Source organism: Bradyrhizobium sp. CER78, assembly GCF_029846235.1.
GTDB lineage: Bacteria > Pseudomonadota > Alphaproteobacteria > Rhizobiales > Xanthobacteraceae > Bradyrhizobium.
Map to the genome: position 1 here is coordinate 486,877 of NZ_JARVWP010000001.1, position 18,224 is coordinate 505,100.

14 protein-coding genes are annotated in these 18,224 nt (G+C 64.2%); 4 read left to right on the forward strand and 10 right to left on the reverse strand.

Annotated features, from left to right (window positions below; all coding sequences use genetic code 11):
- Positions 1–25: 25 nt before the first annotated feature.
- On the reverse strand, positions 26–1,417 hold the full coding sequence (gene hpnO / locus QDT69_RS02125) for an aminobacteriohopanetriol synthase HpnO (RefSeq protein WP_050420129.1): 1,392 nt from the start codon (positions 1,415–1,417) through the stop codon (positions 26–28).
- Between the two features lie 102 nt (positions 1,418–1,519).
- On the opposite strand from hpnO, the gene QDT69_RS02130 reads away from it, so the two are divergent.
- Positions 1,520–2,170, forward strand: coding sequence for a DUF2147 domain-containing protein (locus QDT69_RS02130; RefSeq protein ID WP_279705001.1), 651 nt, complete (start codon positions 1,520–1,522; stop codon positions 2,168–2,170).
- Positions 2,171–2,227: 57 nt separating this feature from the next.
- Here QDT69_RS02130 and QDT69_RS02135 read toward each other — a convergent pair whose 3' ends face one another.
- Entirely contained in the window at positions 2,228–4,843 is a 2,616-nt protein-coding gene (locus QDT69_RS02135) for an MMPL family transporter (RefSeq protein WP_279705002.1), read from the reverse strand.
- 466 nt (positions 4,844–5,309) lie between these two features.
- Between QDT69_RS02135 and ispH the strand changes: the two genes are divergently transcribed.
- Together ispH and hpnH are read left to right on the forward strand one after the other, a co-directional pair.
- Positions 5,310–6,236 carry a 4-hydroxy-3-methylbut-2-enyl diphosphate reductase gene (gene ispH / locus QDT69_RS02140; protein WP_050626212.1) on the forward strand — a complete coding sequence of 309 codons (927 nt, stop codon included), beginning with the start codon at positions 5,310–5,312 and terminating at the stop codon, positions 6,234–6,236.
- A gap of 45 nt (positions 6,237–6,281) precedes the next feature.
- A complete protein-coding gene (gene hpnH / locus QDT69_RS02145) occupies positions 6,282–7,442 on the forward strand; it encodes an adenosyl-hopene transferase HpnH (RefSeq protein WP_279705003.1) in 1,161 nt (386 codons plus the stop codon).
- 136 nt (positions 7,443–7,578) lie between these two features.
- On the opposite strand, the gene QDT69_RS02150 is transcribed toward hpnH, so the two are convergent.
- The 6 genes from QDT69_RS02150 to QDT69_RS02175 all read right to left on the reverse strand — a co-directional run bounded on the left by QDT69_RS02150 (position 7,579) and on the right by QDT69_RS02175 (position 13,858).
- Complete coding sequence (locus tag QDT69_RS02150; RefSeq protein ID WP_279705004.1) at positions 7,579–8,310, reverse strand: phosphorylase; 732 nt, start codon at positions 8,308–8,310, stop codon at positions 7,579–7,581.
- A 26-nt stretch (positions 8,311–8,336) separates the two neighbouring features.
- Positions 8,337–10,298, reverse strand: coding sequence for a squalene--hopene cyclase (shc, locus tag QDT69_RS02155; RefSeq protein WP_279705005.1), 1,962 nt, complete (start codon positions 10,296–10,298; stop codon positions 8,337–8,339).
- A gap of 163 nt (positions 10,299–10,461) precedes the next feature.
- Positions 10,462–11,712 carry a hydroxysqualene dehydroxylase HpnE gene (gene hpnE / locus QDT69_RS02160; protein ID WP_279705006.1) on the reverse strand — a complete coding sequence of 417 codons (1,251 nt, stop codon included), beginning with the start codon at positions 11,710–11,712 and terminating at the stop codon, positions 10,462–10,464.
- Entirely contained in the window at positions 11,712–12,548 is an 837-nt protein-coding gene (gene hpnD / locus QDT69_RS02165; protein WP_279705007.1) for a presqualene diphosphate synthase HpnD, read from the reverse strand. Before hpnD ends, hpnE begins: the two co-directional genes overlap by 1 nt.
- Positions 12,545–13,423: a squalene synthase HpnC gene (gene hpnC, locus QDT69_RS02170; protein ID WP_279705008.1), complete on the reverse strand. Its 879-nt coding sequence runs from the start codon at positions 13,421–13,423 to the stop codon at positions 12,545–12,547. The genes hpnD and hpnC overlap by 4 nt, the downstream gene beginning before the upstream one ends.
- A gap of 195 nt (positions 13,424–13,618) precedes the next feature.
- Positions 13,619–13,858 carry a hypothetical protein gene (locus QDT69_RS02175; RefSeq protein ID WP_279705009.1) on the reverse strand — a complete coding sequence of 80 codons (240 nt, stop codon included), beginning with the start codon at positions 13,856–13,858 and terminating at the stop codon, positions 13,619–13,621.
- A gap of 404 nt (positions 13,859–14,262) precedes the next feature.
- Between QDT69_RS02175 and QDT69_RS02180 the strand changes: the two genes are divergently transcribed.
- Positions 14,263–14,766 carry a hypothetical protein gene (locus QDT69_RS02180; RefSeq protein ID WP_146984964.1) on the forward strand — a complete coding sequence of 168 codons (504 nt, stop codon included), beginning with the start codon at positions 14,263–14,265 and terminating at the stop codon, positions 14,764–14,766.
- 79 nt (positions 14,767–14,845) lie between these two features.
- Here the strand turns inward: QDT69_RS02180 and QDT69_RS02185 are convergent, their stop codons facing one another.
- A complete protein-coding gene (locus tag QDT69_RS02185) occupies positions 14,846–17,230 on the reverse strand; it encodes an MMPL family transporter (protein ID WP_279705010.1) in 2,385 nt (794 codons plus the stop codon).
- Positions 17,231–17,427: 197 nt separating this feature from the next.
- Positions 17,428–18,222: an ethanolamine ammonia-lyase subunit EutC gene (gene eutC / locus QDT69_RS02190; protein WP_279705011.1), complete on the reverse strand. Its 795-nt coding sequence runs from the start codon at positions 18,220–18,222 to the stop codon at positions 17,428–17,430.
- Positions 18,223–18,224: the final 2 nt, after the last annotated feature.

Sequence of the window (18,224 nt, forward strand, 5' to 3'; positions counted from 1 at the left end):
AACCCGCCCTACAGAATCTTCAGGCTTAAGCCGACTTGCGCACCGCGTTGTCGACCAGCGTCTTGCCGAGCGACCAGATCGCACCGGGCACCTTGTGGCTGCCGGCGATCACGTCGTCGAACGACTTCTCGATCCAGCTGCAGTCTTCCTCGGTGATCATCAGCGGCGGCAGCAGCTTGATGGTGTGGAGGCCGTGGCCGGCGACTTGCGTGAGGATCTTGTGATCCTTGAACAGCGGTACCGTGATGAGCTGGCAGAACAGGCCCTTGTTGGCGGTCTCCAGCAGGTTCCACGATGCCTTCAGCCGCAGCGATTTGGGCGGGCCGAACTCGACGCCGATCATCAGGCCCTTGCCGCGGACTTCCTTCATCAACTCATAGCCCGGCACCATGCGCGTCAGCGCAAGACGGAGCTCGGCGCCGCGCTTGGCGGCGTTCTCGACCAGCTTCTCGGCCTTGATGACATCGAGCGTCGCGATGCCGGCGGCCATCGCCAGATCGTTCTTGGCGAAGGTCGAGCCGTGCACGACCGCGCGGTCCATCTGGTTGAAGATCTTGTCGAAGATGTGCTTGCGCGTCAGCAGCGCGCCGATCGGCACGTGACCGCCGGACAGCGCCTTCGCCAGCAGCACCATGTCGGGCTCGATGCCCCAATGCTCGATCGCGAGGAATTTTCCGGTGCGGCCGATGCCGGTCTGGATCTCGTCGGCGATGAACAGCGTGCCGTATTTGCGGCACAGCGCCAGCGCGCCGGGCAGGAACTCGTCGGTGGGCATGTTGACGCCCTTGCCCTGGATCGGCTCGACGATGAACGCACCGACCTGCCGCGACGACAGCGCCTTCTCCAGCGCCTCGAGATCGTTGTAGGGGATCGGGGTGCAACCCGGCAGCAGCGGCTCGAAGCCGCTGCGAAAATTCGTATCATCGGTCAGCGACAGGGCGCCGTAGGACAGGCCGTGGAACGAATGCCCGCAATAGACGATGCCCGGCCGGCCGGTCGCGCCGCGCGCGAACTTGATCGCAGCTTCGACGGTTTCGGCGCCGGAATTGGCGAAAAACACCTTGTCCAGATATGGAACATGTTCCAGAAGCCGTTCCGCGAGCACGCCGGCGAGGGTCGAGACGTCGAGCTGCACGAGATTGGGCAGATCGGCGTCGAGCACGCTCTTCAGCGCCTTGCGCAGGTCCGGATGATTGCGGCCAATCGCAAAAACGCCAAATCCGCTCAATAGATCGAGGTAACGAGCCCCCTGACGATCGAAGAGGTATTGGCCTTGCCCCTTCTGGAAGCCGACGTCGTAGCCGATGGTCTTGAGGACGCGAACGAGCTGCTCGTTGAGGTGACGCGTGTGCATGGCACCGCGCTGCCCCTCGCGCTCCACAAAAATCTCGGAAACGTCTAAATTGGAACTTACCATTCGTTACATACGTCGGTTGATGGCCATCTCGTCAACTTAAAACGCTCGCTAGCGGCGTTTTGACCCCCGCTCGGATCGTCTAGTTAAGCACAGGTTTGGACCATGTTGCACTGCCCAAGAACTTTCGCGCGTACAATAGCCTTTTCAGGTTTATTTTTGGCCACCGTATTATCACCGGCACTTGCAGCGGACCCGACCGGCGACTGGAAGGTCGCAGACGGTGTCGCCACCATCCGCGTCGCCCAGTGTAATGGCAACATGTGGGGTGCGGTGTCCTGGGAAAAAACCCCCGGCGGCAAGGATAAGAACAATCCCGATCCTGCTAAGCAGAGCAGGCCTACACTCGGCATGCCGATCCTGATCGACATGAAGAAGAAGGCCGGCGCCGACGCGTGGGAAGGCCAAGTCTACAACGCGAAGGACGGCCAGCTCTACAGCTCGACCATCAAGCCGGTCGGCACCGATCAGCTCGAGATCCAGGGCTGCGTGCTCGGCTTCCTGTGTGGCGGCGAGACCTGGACCCGCGTCGGTCCGCCGATCCCGGTGAGCGCCGCCGGCAACCCGGCTGCTGCGGGCAGCCCGGCTGCGAAGGGCGCCGCTCCCAAATCGGCTGCGCCGCAGAAGACCACCGGCGCCGTGGCGCCTGCCACCAAGCCAGGTCAGAAGCAGGCAGCCGGTGCTCCAGGCGCGGCGCCGGCGGACACCGTGGGCGATATCTGCCTGCTCCCGGACATCGCGCGACCGACGCACTGATACCGACGCACCAGTCCGGCTCGGCGGCGCCTGCCGCCAAGCCGGATCGCCTGCGCGTCAGGTGACGTCGTTGGCGATATCCTCGTCCTTGAGGGTTTCGCGCGGCTTGCCCATCAGCGCCGGCTGGAACAGCAGCACCGCCGCGAGCGTCGTGACGAGCGAGAGCGCAAGCAGCTTGCCCATGCTCGCGGTGCCGGGATGACTGGATAGCCACAGGCTGCCGAACGCCGTCGCCGTGGTCAGCGCGCTGAAAAAGATCGCGCGCGTCAGGCTCGATTGCAGCAGATTCGTTCTGCCCTGCCGCCATGCCGTGACATAGTAGATCTTGAACGCCACGCCGACGCCGAGCAGCAGCGGCAACGCGACGATGTTGGCGAAGTTGAGCGGCAGCCCGATCAAGACGCAGATCTCCAGCGTGACGATGCCGGCGACCAAGAGCGGCACCAGCGTCATCAGCACGTCGACGACGCGGCGCAGCGTCAGCCACAGCAACAGGCTGATCGTGACCAGCGCCAGAATGCCGGCATGGATGAACGCATTCACGATGACGTCGCCCGACTTCAGGATCGACACCGGTCCGCCGATCGCGGTCGGCTCGGCGGCGAGCACGGCGTCGGCAAAGCGGCGCAGATTGTCGTTGTCGTTCGGATCGCCCTTCGGCTCCGCCTCGACACGCATCAGGCCGTCCTTGGTCTTCCAGCTCGCGACCAGTTCGGGCGGCAGGTTCTGCAGAGTGACGGTCTGGGCCTGCAAAGTGTTGCGGAGCTGATCGAACACGATCTTCATCGGCGCCACGAACACGTCCTGCGCCTTGTCGCGGGTCGCCTGGGTCGAATCGGCAAGCTTCTGCAGGGCGTCGGCGAGCCGGCGCGCGGCAACTGCACCCGGCCCCTTGCCGTCGCCCGCGGTCTTGCGCAGGCTGTCGACCGAGCTCTTCAGCGACTCGACATTCTCCTGATCCGACGGTGCCGGATCGACCGAGTCCGGGTTGAGCGCAGGGCCGAGCGTCTTGGCCGCCTGCGCGATCAGCTTCAGCTTGGCCGGCTGGTCCGCGGGCACGAAGCTGTCGAGCGACATCACGCGCGACACTTCCGGCAGCTTCTCGAGCTTGGCCTCGATCTTCTTGGCGTCGGCCTCCGAGCGCGTCATCACGTCGATGGCGTTGGCGCCGGTGTTCGGATCCTTCCGCAGGTCGAGGAAGGTCGCGATCGATTCCGCCTGCTTGTTGCGCAGATTGATCGGGTTGAAGTCGAACTTCATGTAGTGCAGCAGCGGCAGGCCCGCAACCGTGACCAGCAGCGTACCGACGATGATCGGAACGCGGTGCTTCTCCAGGAAATGGTCGAGCGGCGCCAGGAAGGCGTAGCCGACCGGCTCCTTTTCGCCCGGCGGATTGAGCAGGTCGAGCAACGCCGGCAGCACCGTGATGCTGGTGATGAAGGCCACCAGCATGCCGGCGCCGGCAATCTTGCCGAGCTCGGAGATGCCCTTGTAGTCGGTCGGCAGGAAGCACAGGAAACCGGCGGCGGTCGCCATCGCCGCGAGCGACAGCGGCACCGCCGAGCGGCGTGCTGCGTTCTCGAGCGCGAGCGTCAGATTGTCGTTCTTGAAACGCTCGGAGCGGTAGCGCACGCTGAACTGGATGCCGAAGTCGACACCGAGGCCGACGAACAGCACCGCGAAGGCGATCGAAAGCAGGTTCAACGACCCGACCATCATCAGGCCGACCGCGGTGGTGAGCGCAAGGCCGATGAACAGGTTGACGAACACGGCGAAGATGATCTTGCCGGAGTGCAGCGCCAGCCAGAGGATGATCAGCACGATCATCACGGTGCCGATGCCGTTGGTGATCGCACCGTCCTGCACGGTGGCGTATTCCTCGTTGGCGATCGGCACCGGTCCGGTCAGGCGCACGCGCGCGTGATACTCGGTCGGGAATTTCAGGTCGGCGGCCGCCTGCCGGATCGCGTCGGTCGCAGCCTTGCCGGGCTCCAGCGCCGAATAGTCGATGATCGGCTTGATCTCGATGAAGGCGCGCTTGTCCGAATCGGTCAGCGGCTTGTCGCTGGTGAGCTCGCGCCACGAGAAGGTCGCGTTGCCCTTGGCGAGGACGGTCTCGACGGTCTCGGAGATCAGGTTGAAAGGCGGCGCGGCATTGTCGAGCTTGACCTGTCCGCGCTTGACGCCGGCAAGGCCGGTCTCGAGCGCACCGGTCAGGCCGCGGATCGAAGGGTCGCCGGCCATGATCTCGATCAGCGGCGCGGCTGATTCGAGCTGGCCCGTGACCTTGCCGACCTCTTCGGTCGGCAGGAACAGCAGACCATTCTTCTCGAAGAACTCACCGGAGCCGAGCGCGGTGATGGCCTCGAAGTTCTTCTTGTCGGCTTGCAGCTTCGCGGTGAGCGCCTTGGCGGCCGAGCTGGTCAGCTCCGGCGTTGCTCCCTCGACGACCGCCAGGATCAGCCGCTCGCGATCAAAGGCTTCCTCGAACTGATTGTCGCGCTTGCGCCAATCCAGATCCGGCGAGATCAGCTTGTTGATGTCGGTGTTGATCGAGAAGTTGCGGGCCGTGTAGAAGCCGGCGCCGATCGACAGCAGCACAGCGATAATGACAACCGGAAGGGCAAAACGCGTACAGGTCCTAACAACGGAGACGACAATATTTGTCAGCACTTCGTTTCTTTCTAATCTCGGGGAAGCATGGCCGAAAACGCCCGCTCTGTAGCGGAGTTCCCGGGACCGATCTAATGTTGTTTTGGTTATCTTCCTCGTCGAGATGGTGAGGAGGTTCCAAACCACAGGAACGGCCACGAGTGGCCGGTATAAACCGCATCAGTGGGCGATAAAGTGACGAACAAGTGAGGGAGACGGACGGTCGCAGGACCCGAAATCCACACTATATTACCTCAAATCCGACTCCCTGCCGGTCGCCCACCCACTCGAAGCGCTACCTTTTTGCCACAAATCCCTGTATTTCCATGCCCTTGAGGGCGCGGATCACGTGCAGGACCTGAGATGGTGCGGACCTTGCAACTGACGTTGCGAGGTCCGACCTGGCGGAGTGCGTTGCCGAAAAGGCCGCAGGGCCTGGAAGCAAGGCTTGGAATGAGGCTGGTGCAATTTGCGTAACGGACGACCGATGGAAGTGTTTCTTGCTCAGCCGCGCGGCTTCTGCGCGGGCGTCGTGCGCGCGATCGAAATCGTCGAACGCGCGCTCGCAAAGTATGGCCCGCCGGTCTACGTCCGCCACGAGATCGTTCACAACAAGCACGTGGTCGAAAGCCTGAAAAAGAAGGGCGCGATCTTCGTCGAGGACCTGTCGGAAGTGCCGGCCAAGGCGGTGACAGTCTTCAGTGCCCATGGCGTCGCCAGGAGCGTCGAGGAGGAGGCGGAAGCCCGCGACCTGCCCGTACTCAATGCCACCTGCCCGCTCGTCACCAAGGTCCACAACCAGGGCAAACGCTATATCTCGAAGGGCCGCGCCCTGATCCTGATCGGGCATGCCGGCCACCCCGAGGTCGAGGGAACCATGGGCCAGGTTCCGGGGCCGGTCCTGCTGGTCCAGAGCGTCCAGGATGTGGCGGAATTGCGGCTGCCGACCGACACCCCGGTCGCCTATATCACCCAGACCACCCTGTCCGTGGACGACACCAGGGACATCATCGCGGCCCTTCAGGCGAAATTTACAGATATTCAAGGCCCGGACATCAGGGATATCTGCTATGCGACACAGAACCGCCAATCTGCGGTAAGGGACCTAAGTAAGCTGGTGGACGTCATTTTGGTGGTGGGGGCCGCCAATAGTTCCAACTCGAACAGGCTTCGCGAAATCGGCACCGAGGTCGGCGTCGCGAGTTATCTCATTGCCGATGGGAGCGAGCTCAACCCAGACTGGCTGAAGGATGCCAAGGCTGTCGGCATCACGGCGGGTGCGTCGGCACCCGAAGTTTTGGTCGACGATGTGATCGAGGCCCTGCGGCGCATCGGACCTGTTTCGGTCTCGGTCGTTCCGGGCCGTGAAGAGAATATCGAATTCCGGCTGCCGGCCGAACTGACTGCGGGCTGATCTGAACCCACTTCCCTTTGATAAGTGCAGAAAGAAAATCGTCTAATGGCTATACCGTTCTTCAAGGAAATGCGTATCGGCGGTTATCTGATCAAGCAGAAGCTGCTTGGCCGCAAACGCTATCCGCTCGTGCTGATGCTCGAACCCTTGTTCCGCTGCAACCTCGCCTGCGTCGGCTGCGGCAAGATCGACTATCCCGATGCGATCCTCAATCGCCGCATGACCGCGCAGGAATGCTGGGACGCGGCCGATGAATGCGGCGCGCCGATGGTGGCGATCCCCGGCGGCGAGCCGCTGATCCACAAGGAGATCGGCGAGATCGTGCGCGGCCTCGTGGCGCGCAAGAAGTTCGTGTCGCTGTGCACCAATGCGCTGCTGCTCGAGAAGAAGCTCGATCTGTTCGAGCCGTCGCCGTACCTGTTCTTTTCGGTTCATCTCGACGGCCTGAAGGACCATCACGACAAGGCGGTGTCGCAGAAGGGCGTGTTCGATCGCGCCGTCTCCGCGATCAAGGCGGCGAAGGCGCGCGGCTTCACGGTCAACGTCAACGCCACCATCTTCGACGGCCATCCGGCCGAGGAGATCGCCAAGTTCCTCGACTTCACCACCGAGCTCGGCGTCGGCGTCTCGATGTCGCCGGGTTACGCCTATGAGCGTGCGCCGGACCAGGAGCACTTCCTCAACCGCACCAAGACCAAGAAGCTGTTCCGCGACGTCTTTGCGCTCGGCAAGGGCAAGAAGTGGAACTTCATGCATTCCGGGCTCTTTTTGGACTTCCTCGCCGGCAACCAGGAATACGAGTGCACGCCCTGGGGCATGCCGGCGCGCAACATCTTCGGCTGGCAGAAGCCCTGCTATCTGCTCGGTGAAGGCTACGCCAAGACCTTCAAGGAGCTGATGGACACCACCGATTGGGATACCTACGGCACCGGCAAGTACGAGAAGTGCGCCGACTGTATGGCCCATTGCGGCTACGAGCCGACCGCGGCCACCGCTGCGATCAACAATCCGCTGAAGGCGATGTGGGTCGCGCTGCGCGGTATCAAGACCACTGGCCCGATGGCGCCGGAGATCGACATGTCGAAGCAGCGCCCGGCGCAGTACATCTTCGCCGAGCAGGTGCAGAAGAAGCTCTCGGAGATCCGCCGCGACGAGGCGGCCGCCGCAGCCGCCAAGCAGCAAGCCAAGGCTTCCACGGCCGCGTAATCCGCGCCGCCAGGCACAGGCAAAGCAAAAGGCCCGATCGCGATGCGATCGGGCCTTTGTTTTTGAGCCAATTGAGCCAAGTGCTTTGCTTTGAGCCTGGCGCGGCGAGGGCCCCGTCCCCGCCCGGGACAGCGGATCAGGCCGCCTTCGCCGTGATCAGCACGTCTTCCGCCGCCGGCATCAGCACGTCGTTGCCGAGCAGGAAGCCGCGGCAGCTGCGCAGCGAGCGCAGCGCGCGGTTGAAGTCGATACCGGTCGACACCAGCGCCCGCAGCGTCCGCGGATTGCGCACGATGCCGCGCAGCACCTTGCGCAGGTCGATGTCGCCATTCGGCTTCACCGCGGATTTCGCAAGCTCCGGCAGCGCCCGGTGTGCGGGATCGCTGATCACGCGCAGCGCGGCGAACGGAACGCCTGCCTTGGCGGCGTAGGCTGCCGCGATATGGCTCTCCATGTCGACTGCGGCTGCGCCCGTCATCGAGCGCAGCGCGGCCTTGCAGGCCTTCGCCGCGATCACCTCTTCCACGCCTGCGAGCCCGCCGCGGACGATCCTGCGGCGCTTCAGCGCGGCGCTCGCGATCATCTCTTCGTTCAGGGCGGATGCCGCCAGGAAACGCGTATCGCCGGACATCACCTCGGTCGCGACCACGACGTCGCCCGACTTGAGTGACGGGTCGAGCCCGCCGGCCACGCCGAACGAAATCACGCCACGGAAGGTCGTCGGATCCAGCGTCGCCAGCAATGCACGCAGCTGCTGCGGATCGCTCGAACTGCAAATCACGATCATGCCGGGACCCGCTGCGATACGGGCCTCCTGCACCAATCCAGTCACGATTAATACCGGCCGAGGATCAATTCTACTGCCCACGGTCTCGGCGGCCCCCGCCTCAGCAATCACATCCCGACCCCTACCACCCTGCTATTGGTGCTTCTCAGATTCCGATACCGCGCCAGCGCCCAGAGCGGAAAGAACTTCGAGTAGCCATGATATCGCAAGTAAAATACCCGCGGAAACCCCGTTGCGGTGTATCGCTGCTCGTCCCACAGCCCTTTTTCCGTCTGTGTTGCCTTTAGGTACTCCACGCCCCGCGCAACGGCAGGGTTTTCGACCTCTCCGGCCGCCATCAATCCAAGCAAGGCCCATGCCGTTTGTGAGGAGGTCGACGGCGCAACTTCGTAACCCTTGTAGTCCAGCCGGTAGCTGACGGCGTCCTCGCCCCAGCCGCCGTCCTGATTCTGGACGGAGGCCAGCCAATCGACCGCCTTCCGGACCATCGGGTCGTTGCGATCGACCCCTGCGACATTTAGCGCCGAGAGCACCGACCAGGTGCCGTAGATGTAATTCAGGCCCCAGCGGCCGTACCAGGAGCCCTCGGCCAGCTGGGTGCGGCGCAGATAGGCAACGCCGTCCGCCATCGCCTTGCTGCTCTCGGCGGTCTCGCCGAGCTGGCCCAGCATCGAGATGCAGCGCGCGGTGACATCCTCGGTCGGCGGATCGAGCAATGCGCCGTGATCGGAAAACGGGATGTTGTTGAGGTAGTATTCGAGGTTGTTGACGTCGAACGCGGCCCAGCCGCCGTCGCGGCTCTGCAGCCCCTCGATCCATTCGCGGCCGCGCGCGATCGCCTCGTCATATTCCCGGGTTCCGGTATGACGCCGCACGCGATCCATCGCCATCACGACCACGGCGGTGTCGTCGAGATCGGGATAATGGTCGTTGTTGTACTGGAACGCCCAGCCGCCGGGACGGACGTCCGGCGCCTTGACCGCCCAGTCGCCCTTCAGCTCCAGCACCTGGCGCGGCTTCAGCCAGTCGAGACCCTGCTTGGCCTTGGCGAGGGTGTCGTCGCCGCCCGCTTCCTGCAGCGCGTGGCAGGTCAGCGCGGTGTCCCACACCGGCGAGACGCAGGGCTGGCAATAGGCCTCGTCGTCGCGGATCACGAGCAGCTTGTCGATGCCGCGGCGGGTGGTCGCGCGCGGCGGGAAATTCTCGTCCTTGCCGAGCGCCTCGTACATCATGACGATGTTGGCCATCGGCGGATAGATCGCGCCCATGCCGTCTTCGCCGTTGAGCCGCTCTTCGGTGAAGGCGAGCGCGGCATCTATCGCGCGTTGGCGCAGGCTTTTCGGAAACAGCGGCTCGATCACGCGCAGCACGGCATCGAGCGAGCGGAACAGGTAGAACCAGCTCGCGCTCTGATGCGGCGCCTTCGGCGCCATGCGGACCGATTTCGGATCCTCCAGGAACAACTCGTCGATGCCGACGCCCTTCGGATTCTTCGCGCGCGGCTTCAGCGCGGCGAGCACCATCAGCGGCACCATGGTGGTGCGCGCCCAGTAGGAAATCTTGTTGATGTGGAACGGCGACCACATCGGCAGCAGCATGATCTCGATCGGCAACACCGGCGTTGCACGCCAGGTCACGACGCCATAGAGCGCGAGCAGGAAGCGCGTGAACACGTTGCTGCCCGAAGCGCCGCCGCGCGAAAGGATCGCTTCGCGCGCCCGCACCATGTGCGGCGCGTCGACGGAATCGCCGATCATCTTCAGCGCGAAGTACGACTTCACGCTGGCGCTCATGTCGAACGGGCCGTCATGCACCAGCGGCCAGCCGCCATGCGCGCCCTGGACGCGGCGCAGATAGTTGCCGAGCTTGGCCTCGAGGGCGGCATCGATGGGCTCGGCCAGATAGTGACGCAGCAGGATGTACTCGGCCGGAATGGTGCTGTCGGCCTCGAGCTCGAACACCCAATGTCCGTCGGACTGGCGATAGCCGAGCAGCGCTTCGGTTGCCTTGGAGATGCTCTTCTCCAGCGCGACCGGATCGACTGCAATGCCGTGATCTCTCGAAAGCATTTCGTTCGATATCCTCTTCATCGCGGCCCGGCTGATCGAAAGCCGCGGCCGCTTCCGAACATGATCCGATCAAATCGGATCATGTTCTCATTCATTTGTCGGTCGCATTTTCTTGACGCGAACCGATGACCACTTCGCTCGAAAATGCTCCAGCAGGTCGAATCTAGCGCGTGGCCAGAACCAGATCGGCGGCGCGATCACCCGACCGCACCGATCCCTCGATGGTTGCCGGCAATCCGGTAGCAGTCCAATCGCCGGCAAGGAACAGGTTTTTTTGCGCCGTTGCGGCCCCTGGACGCAGGGCGTTCTGCTCAGGCGTCGCCTCAAATGTGGCACGGCGCTCGCGCACGATCTGCCACGGCGGCAAGTCGCCGGAAACGCCCGACGCCTTGCAGATATCCCGCCAGATCGCCTGCGCGAGCTCCTCGCGCGGCATGTCGACCAGGCGATCGCCGTTGCTGATCGTGATCGACAGCCGTTGCGGGAACGCGAACAGCCACTCCACGAGGCCGCCGACCACGCCGAGAATGGGCGCGGCGTCGCGCGGCGGATCGACGCGGAAATGCGCGTTCACGATGGCGCGGAATTTGGTCGGGGTTTTCACGCCGGGCAGCAGCGCGGCCGCAGCGCGCGGCGGCACCGCGAGCACGACCGCATCGCCGGCCGCCATCGTGATCTTGTCGCCGCCGCCAAAATCGAGCTCGGTGACGCGATCACCGGACATGCCAAGCGTACGCAATTCGTGACTGAACTGGACGCTGTGGCCACGCTCCTGCAGCAGCTTCACGGCGGGCTCGATCAGGACCGAGCTCAGGCCGTCGCGCGCAATCAGCGGGCGGCAGGCCTGCCCGCCCGCGAGCAGCGTCTCGCGCACGATGGCGCCGGCAAGCCCGGCCGAGCCCTCCGGCGGATCGACGTTCAGTGCGGCGAGCAGCAGCGGCTGCACCAGGCGGTCGTACAGCGTGCCCTTGCAGGGAATGGTGTTGCCGACCAGCGCCTCGGTGCCGGCCCAGGCCAGCGGCGCCAATGCGAGATAGTCGCGCAAGGTCGTGTCCGGGACGCGGCGCGCCTCGTCGAACACCCAGAGCGGCAGGCGGGAGTCGCCGAGGTCGAGCTGCCAACGCTGACCGGAGGCAAGATCGACAAACGGAAACTGCGCGCGCGCAGGCCCCACGAGGCCGGCCTCGGTACCGATCGAACGCGCGTAGCTCAGCGCATGACGGTTGCCCGACAGCAGGAGATGGTTGCCGTTGTCGATGGTGAGATTGGTGGCGGCGTCGAAATAGGAGCGGCAGCGGCCGCCGGCCTGCTGCGTCGCCTCGTGGACGGCGACCTTGTAGCCGCCATTGGCGAGCCGCACGGCGGCGGAGAGGCCGGAAATACCGGCACCGATGATATGAACGGTCTTTTGCATCAGATGATCGCGTAACGAAGAAGAATGCCGATCTTGGCCGCCTTGGACACACGCACCGGCTCACGCGGAGCCGCAAAACCGCGCGCGATCAACAGATCGAGGATCGCGCGGTAGTATTTCGACATGATCCGCGGCGCGCGCACGGCACGGCGCGAATTGCGCTTCATGATCTCGTCGGACTTCTGGAAATGCATCTTGGCGCGCTCGGCGAGCGGCGCGCACACCTTCGGCAGTGCGCGATCGGCGGTGACGCGGGCCGGGTCGTTGTTGGTGATGCCGGCATGCCAGAGCCATTCGCGCGGCAGATAGAGCCGGCCGAGACCGGCATCCTCGTCGATGTCGCGCAGGATGTTCGTCAGCTGCAGCGCACGGCCGAGGTGATGCGCGAGCTGGATACCATCGTCCTCGGGCAGGCCGAACACGCGCACCGACAGCCGGCCGACCGCGCTCGCGACGCGATCGCAATACAGATCGAGCGTCGCAAGATCCGGCGCGCGGATGTCCTGCGGCACGTCCATCTCCATGCCGTCGACGATCGCGACGAAATCCTCGCGCTTCAGGCCGAAGGTCTTCACCGACGCGACATAGTCCTTCAGCCGCTCCGGCGGATGGCCGGCATAGAGCGCGTCGATGTCGTCGCGCCACTGCTGCAGCGCGGCCAGGCGCTCCGGCCGCGGCCCGTCGGAATCGGCGATGTCGTCGACCTGACGGCAGAAGCTGTAGATCTGGAACATCGCCTCGCGCTGCGCGCGCGGCAGGATGCGCATCGCGGCATAGAACGAGCTGCCCGAAGCGGTGCTTCCGTAATTCGCGTTGGCCGCCGCCTCTGCACTCATGCGCCTGCCGCCGACTTGGAGACCGCACGCCGTCCGGTCGCGCGCTGCGCGGTCTCGCCGGCGACGCCGCCGAGGCTCTGCAGCAGCAGTTCGACCTTGCTCAAATGCACGCGCTCGCTGAGCGGATCCCGCACCTTCAGCATGTTGACGATCTTGTCGGCGAACGCCTGGATCACGGAGATCTCGAGCCCGAGCCGGAAGTCCTTCACCTCGGCGGCGAGCGACTTGCTCTGGTCGAGCAGCACGGCGGTGCGCACCGCCAGCGCCTGCAGGCATTTGAGCAGGGCCGGCTGCGACTTCGTCTCGCCGAGCATCTCGACGCTCGCCCCCGCGGCGGCGAGCGCATCGCGCGGCAGGTAGACGCGGTTCAGGTTCCGGTAGTCCTTGCCGCAGTCCTGCAGATGATTGTTGATCTGCAAGGCCGCACAGAGCGCATCCGACGCCGCCCAGGTCGAGGTATCCTCGCCATGGACGTCGAGCATGAACCGCCCGACCGGCATCGCCGAGTAGCGGCAATAGTCGATCACGTCGTCCCAGGTTTCGTAGCGCAGCTTGGTGACGTCGAGGCGGAACGCCACGAGCACGTCGAGCGCATGCCGCGGCGCCATGCCACGCTCGGCGAAGGCCCGGCGCAGATTCACCGCTTCCTTCTGGGTCTCGCCGTTGCCGAGCAGCTCGGCCTCCATGAGGTCGAGATAGCGCAGCTTCTCGTCGGCCGGCAGCGTGGCGTGATCGGCGATATCGTCGGCGGTGCGGACGAAATTATAGAAGGCCAGGATCAGGGCACGATGCCGCGGATGAATGATCCACGACGCGACCGGAAAATTCTCGTCGCGGTGGGTCTTTCCGGATCGCAGGTCGCTCGCGGTGGTCATGGGAAATTTGGGCTACACTGGTCATGGCACGACGCAGGCGCGAACCGTCAGGCGCATGCGGGGGATTTGCGAGCCCCATATAGGGGAATACGCCACCAAAACCAATGCTATCTGTGACCGCCAGCATATGCAGCCGCGGCCGGCATGGAGCCAGCCGCGGTGTCGATAGCGGTCCCTTGAGACCTGAATTCGGTCTTATTGGCCGTGGGTCTTCAGCACCTGATCGCAGGCGGCGCTGATCTTGCTGCGGTTCTGCTGCAGGCAGGCGAGAATGGTGAAGTCGCCCTGATCGATGACTGAGCGGCAGTGACGCTGCACGTCGCGCGTGCAGGCCTTCTGCTCATCGGGTGTACCGCGTCCCTGCTGCTGCTGGGCGACGGCGCTGGACGCGAGCGGGATCGACAACACGGCAAGGGCCAAGAGAAATTTACGCATCGTATTCCTTCATTTCCGACAGCAGAAAATCTGTTCCCGAAAGCGTTTCGGCAGGGCCGGGACGGATTTTGGGGATTGCAGACGCCACGTAACGCGGCAACGGATTGACGACAAGCACTGCTAAATGCGGCTAAATTTGCGGCGCTGTAAACCCCCACTTAAGCCATTGATTCACAACGTCGATTCACGCCATCACTTTGTCGCGCTTGGCTATTGCGGATGGTACTCGCGCAAAGCTAGATGCCATGATGAGGCCAACGGTTTCTGATTCTGTTCGATGACGATAAGGCGGCGCGCACGCCGCCTCTGTCGTTTGAACCTAACATTCTTGGGTGACACTAAACCTTCGATGCGGCGAGACGCTTTCTTGCGAAAGAGGCGTTGATTTTGATGGGAAATTCACAATGAAACTGTTTGGTTCCAGCCTTTATGGCCAGGCCCTCAGAGCTGTGGGCGTCGGCGCCGCACTGATGCTGTCTGCCTCCGCGGTCCATGCCCAGGCCAGCGGGCCGTTTGCCGGTTTTGCCGGTTCGTGGACCGGCACGGGCACGGTGGCGTTGTCCAACGGCACGACCGAACGCATTCGTTGCAAGGCGGATTACAAGGTCGCGCCATCGGGTCTGAACCTGAAGCAGACCCTGCACTGCGCCAGCGACAGCTACAAGTTCGACCTCTCCAGCGACGTCACCAGCCAGGGTGACCGGATCTCCGGCAACTGGAGCGAGGCGAGCCGCAACATTTTCGGCAATTTGCAGGGCACCGCAGGCGGCGGCCGGATCGACGTGTTCGTCGAGGCGTCCGGCTTTGCCGCCAACCTGAACCTGCAGACCAACGGCTCCAAGCAGGTGGTGCAGATCGACTCCAAGGGCGAGATCCGCGGCGTCACGATCACCATGACGAAGACCTGACGTCCCGATCGATTTCGCCGACAAACAAAAAGGCCCGGTTCCGAGCGCCTCGGAACCGGGCCTTTTTATTGTCGGCCGATCAGGCCTTTTCGATCGGCGCCGGCTGCCCGCCCCTGCCGCGGAGCTTCTGCGACAGGTTGATCAGGAACATCGAGGTCGGCCGCAGGATGAAGAGGTCCGCGACCAGCGCTGCGACCATCGAGAATGCGCTGAGCCAGCCGAACAGGCGCAGTGACGGCAGGTCGGAAAACACGGTGACGACGAGGCCGCAGGCCAGCACCACCGTGGTCAGGATCAGCGCAGGACCGACCAGGACGGTGGCGCGCTCCACCGCAAGTTCCGGCGTGACACCGGGCTTGGTCTCGAGCCGCAGGCGGTTGAGGAAGTGGATGGTGGCGCTCAGCCCGAGGCCGAACGACACGGTCAACGCCACGACGCTGGCGAATTGCAGCCCCTCCCCGAGCAGCCACAGCACGGTGCCTGACAGCACCACGGGGAAGATGCCGGGCAGGATGCAGGAGAACATCACCACGATCGAGCGGAACGCCAGCCCGATGAAGATCGCGACCAGCGCGAACTCGACCGTGAGGCCGCGGTTGAGCTTCTCGATCATGTTGGCGCTGTTGCGCGCGGCAATCACCGACAGGCCGGTGACGGCGATCTCATAGCCGGGATGCTCGGCGCGCACCTTGTCCAGCGAGTGGTCGAGCTTGTTCACCACCGGAAGCAGCTGGCTCGAATCGAGATCCGGAACCCGGCCCGACACCACGACCGCATCCTGATCCTTCGAGATGAAGCGGCGCACGAGATGTTCGGGAATCACGCCGACATATTCCTTCAGCGTCGCGATATCGTTGCTGCCGGCCTTTTCGGCGAGCCAGCGCCGCAAGGTCTCGAGCGACCAGACGTTGCCGACACCGGCACTGTCCTCGACCATCGCGTGAACGTCGGCGATCGTCTTCAGCGTCTCCGGCGAGTAGAGCGATTGCCCCTTGGGGAATTCGATCAGCACATCGACCGGATTGGCACCGGTCAGCTTGGCGTCGAGCCGGCTCGACGCCGCCACCGCCTGCCGCTTGTCGGGCACCTGGTCGGCAAGCCGGTAGCGCGGCTCGAGATTGGCGTAGATAATGCCGAGGCCGCCGACGACGATCAGCGCGAGCAGGCTGAACAGCCCGGGACGACCGACCATGCGCACCGCGATCCAGTAGCAGAAATTGCGCAGCGCCTGTACGCCGGCATCCGCGCTCTGGAACTTGACCGCAAAGACTTTCTCGTTGCGTACCAGCAGGATGCCGAACACCGGCACCAGCGAGAGCACCGCGACCAGCGCGATGATGGTCGCCGCAAGCCCGGCCTCGCCGAATTTGCGGATCAGGTCGGAGTCCGAGAACTGCAGCGCGATGAAGGAAATGCCCGCCGTGCCGTGCGTCAGCACGCAGGCCGGCCCGACCACCAGCACCGCGTTCTTGAACGCGGTGAACTTGTCCTGCCCCGCAATCAGCCGGTCGCGCGCCGCGAATGTCAGCTGCATCGAGTCCGAGAAGCTGATCACCATGATGAGCGGCGTCATCACGTTGAGGAACATGTTGAGATTGAAATTGGCCCAGCCGAGGCCGCCGAGCGCGAGCAGGATCGCGATCATCGGCGGGAATGCCGCCGCCACCATGAAGGATATCTTGCGGAAGAAGATGATGGCGATGACGCAGCCGGCGAGGATGCCGAGGATGTTGTAGGTCAGGCCGTCGCGCTCGACCGCGTTGCGGATCTCGAGCTGCATGACCGGCACGCCGGAGAGCTGGGCATTGAGCCCGCTGCCACCGAGATCGTCGGCCATGATCTTCCTGATGTCGCCGACCACCTTGCCGAGCTTGTTGCTGCCGACCACCTCCGGCTCGAGCGACAGCACGACCAGCGCGAGCGTGCCGTCCTCCGACAGCAGCTTGCCGCGGATGATCTCGTTGCTTTTGACGGTCTCGACGAACTTGTCGTAGGCCGCGCCCTCGGGGAGCTCGTTCGGGAACAGCGCCGCCGGCAGCTTGCCGGGCTCCGGCGCCTGGCGCGCGGAGAACAGCGACACCAGGCCGCGCACGCCCTCGACGAGTTGCAGGTCAGTGACCATGTCGCGGAGCTTGCCGAGATTGTCGCGCTCGAGCAGCGTCTTGCCTTCGACCACGACGAGGACGTCGAACTCGGTCGCCGGGAAGCGCTTGGTCACGGCCTCATACTGCTTGTAGTCCTTGGATTCGGAGCGGAACAATTGCGACAGCGAATCGTCGATCTTGATCCGATGCACGCCGAACACGGCGCCGACCAGCAGCAGAACGAGCACGATGCAGGACAGGATCGGCGCCCGCATCGGGATCAGGCCGAGACGCTCGATCCCGAACGCGATGCTGGGGCCCGACCGCGGCTCTTCGACCTTCTCGACGTGGACCTGACTTTCGGAGTTCTTTTCGAGCATGCCCTGTCCAGTTCTGAAAACGGCTCAATCTGTCTAGCTTGGGTCTAGGGGCGCGAATGAGGCGGGTGAGCGCGGCTTTTCGGCGCTAGTCCTTGAAAACACGCGAATATTGACCGGCGCCGGTTTTACCTGTCTGCCCTCTTGCTCGCAAGCGCGAGGGTCGAGCCAAATCAGCGGGGAACCGCTGATCCCCACCATTAAGTATCTGATTTGCCACACCCTGGGAGCGTATTCTGTGATGATCCACCGCCGCTTTCGTCCTTCAACGCGACCCCTGTGATCTGGCGCGCCAGCCCTTCGCGCACAAGCCACGCGATCCTGAAGGCGGCTTCCGCATAGCTCAGGCCGGCACGGTGGATGTTGGAGATGCAGTTGCGATCTGCATCGGTGAGGCCGATCCGCGGTGCAAAGGTGAGATAGGCGCCAAGGCTGTCGGGCGCGGACAGGCCGGGCCGTTCGCCGATCAGCATCACCAGCATGCGCGCGCCGAGGATGGCGCCGATCTCGTCACCGAGCGCGACGCGCGCGCCGGACGCGACGACCACCGCACCGGTGTCGATCCCGTCGGCCGCAAGCCGCGGCAGGAGATGCTTGATCAAGTCGACGGCGTGCACATTGACCGCCGTCGGCGACAGGCCGTCTCCGATCACGATGGCGCAGGAGCACGCGGCGATGCCGCTGCTTTCCAGCGACCGCCGCGATCCGGAATCCAGCATGCGACCGAGATCCGGCCGGCGCAGATAGTCGCGCCGGTCGTGCGCCTGGCTCGACACCTCGCGCGGCGTGATGCCGAGGCCGGCAAGTCCGGCCGTAATGTTGCTGATCTCGAATGTCGCGTGAACGGCGTCGCGCGCGCGGGCGTGGTCGAGCGTAAACGAGAGCAACGCATCGGTCGGCAGGCTGGCCCCCGACCGGCCGAGCCCGACGCGCGCCGGCGTCAGGTCACGCAAATCGGGCAGCGAAGGAGACGATGGCGCCGGCGGTGTCGTCATGC

Bases quoted from the DNA above. Each gene is read 5' to 3' on its own strand.
- hpnO (WP_050420129.1), bottom strand. From the start codon at position 1,417: ATGGTAAGTTCCAATTTAGACGTTTCCGAGATTTTTGTGGAGCGCGAG.
- QDT69_RS02130 (WP_279705001.1), top strand. From the start codon at position 1,520: ATGTTGCACTGCCCAAGAACTTTCGCGCGTACAATAGCCTTTTCAGGT.
- ispH (WP_050626212.1), top strand. From the start codon at position 5,310: ATGGAAGTGTTTCTTGCTCAGCCGCGCGGCTTCTGCGCGGGCGTCGTG.
- hpnH (WP_279705003.1), top strand. From the start codon at position 6,282: ATGGCTATACCGTTCTTCAAGGAAATGCGTATCGGCGGTTATCTGATC.
- shc (WP_279705005.1), bottom strand. From the start codon at position 10,298: ATGCTTTCGAGAGATCACGGCATTGCAGTCGATCCGGTCGCGCTGGAG.
- hpnE (WP_279705006.1), bottom strand. From the start codon at position 11,712: ATGCAAAAGACCGTTCATATCATCGGTGCCGGTATTTCCGGCCTCTCC.
- hpnD (WP_279705007.1), bottom strand. From the start codon at position 12,548: ATGAGTGCAGAGGCGGCGGCCAACGCGAATTACGGAAGCACCGCTTCG.
- hpnC (WP_279705008.1), bottom strand. From the start codon at position 13,423: ATGACCACCGCGAGCGACCTGCGATCCGGAAAGACCCACCGCGACGAG.
- QDT69_RS02175 (WP_279705009.1), bottom strand. From the start codon at position 13,858: ATGCGTAAATTTCTCTTGGCCCTTGCCGTGTTGTCGATCCCGCTCGCG.
- QDT69_RS02180 (WP_146984964.1), top strand. From the start codon at position 14,263: ATGAAACTGTTTGGTTCCAGCCTTTATGGCCAGGCCCTCAGAGCTGTG.
- QDT69_RS02185 (WP_279705010.1), bottom strand. From the start codon at position 17,230: ATGCTCGAAAAGAACTCCGAAAGTCAGGTCCACGTCGAGAAGGTCGAA.
- eutC (WP_279705011.1), bottom strand. From the start codon at position 18,222: ATGACGACACCGCCGGCGCCATCGTCTCCTTCGCTGCCCGATTTGCGT.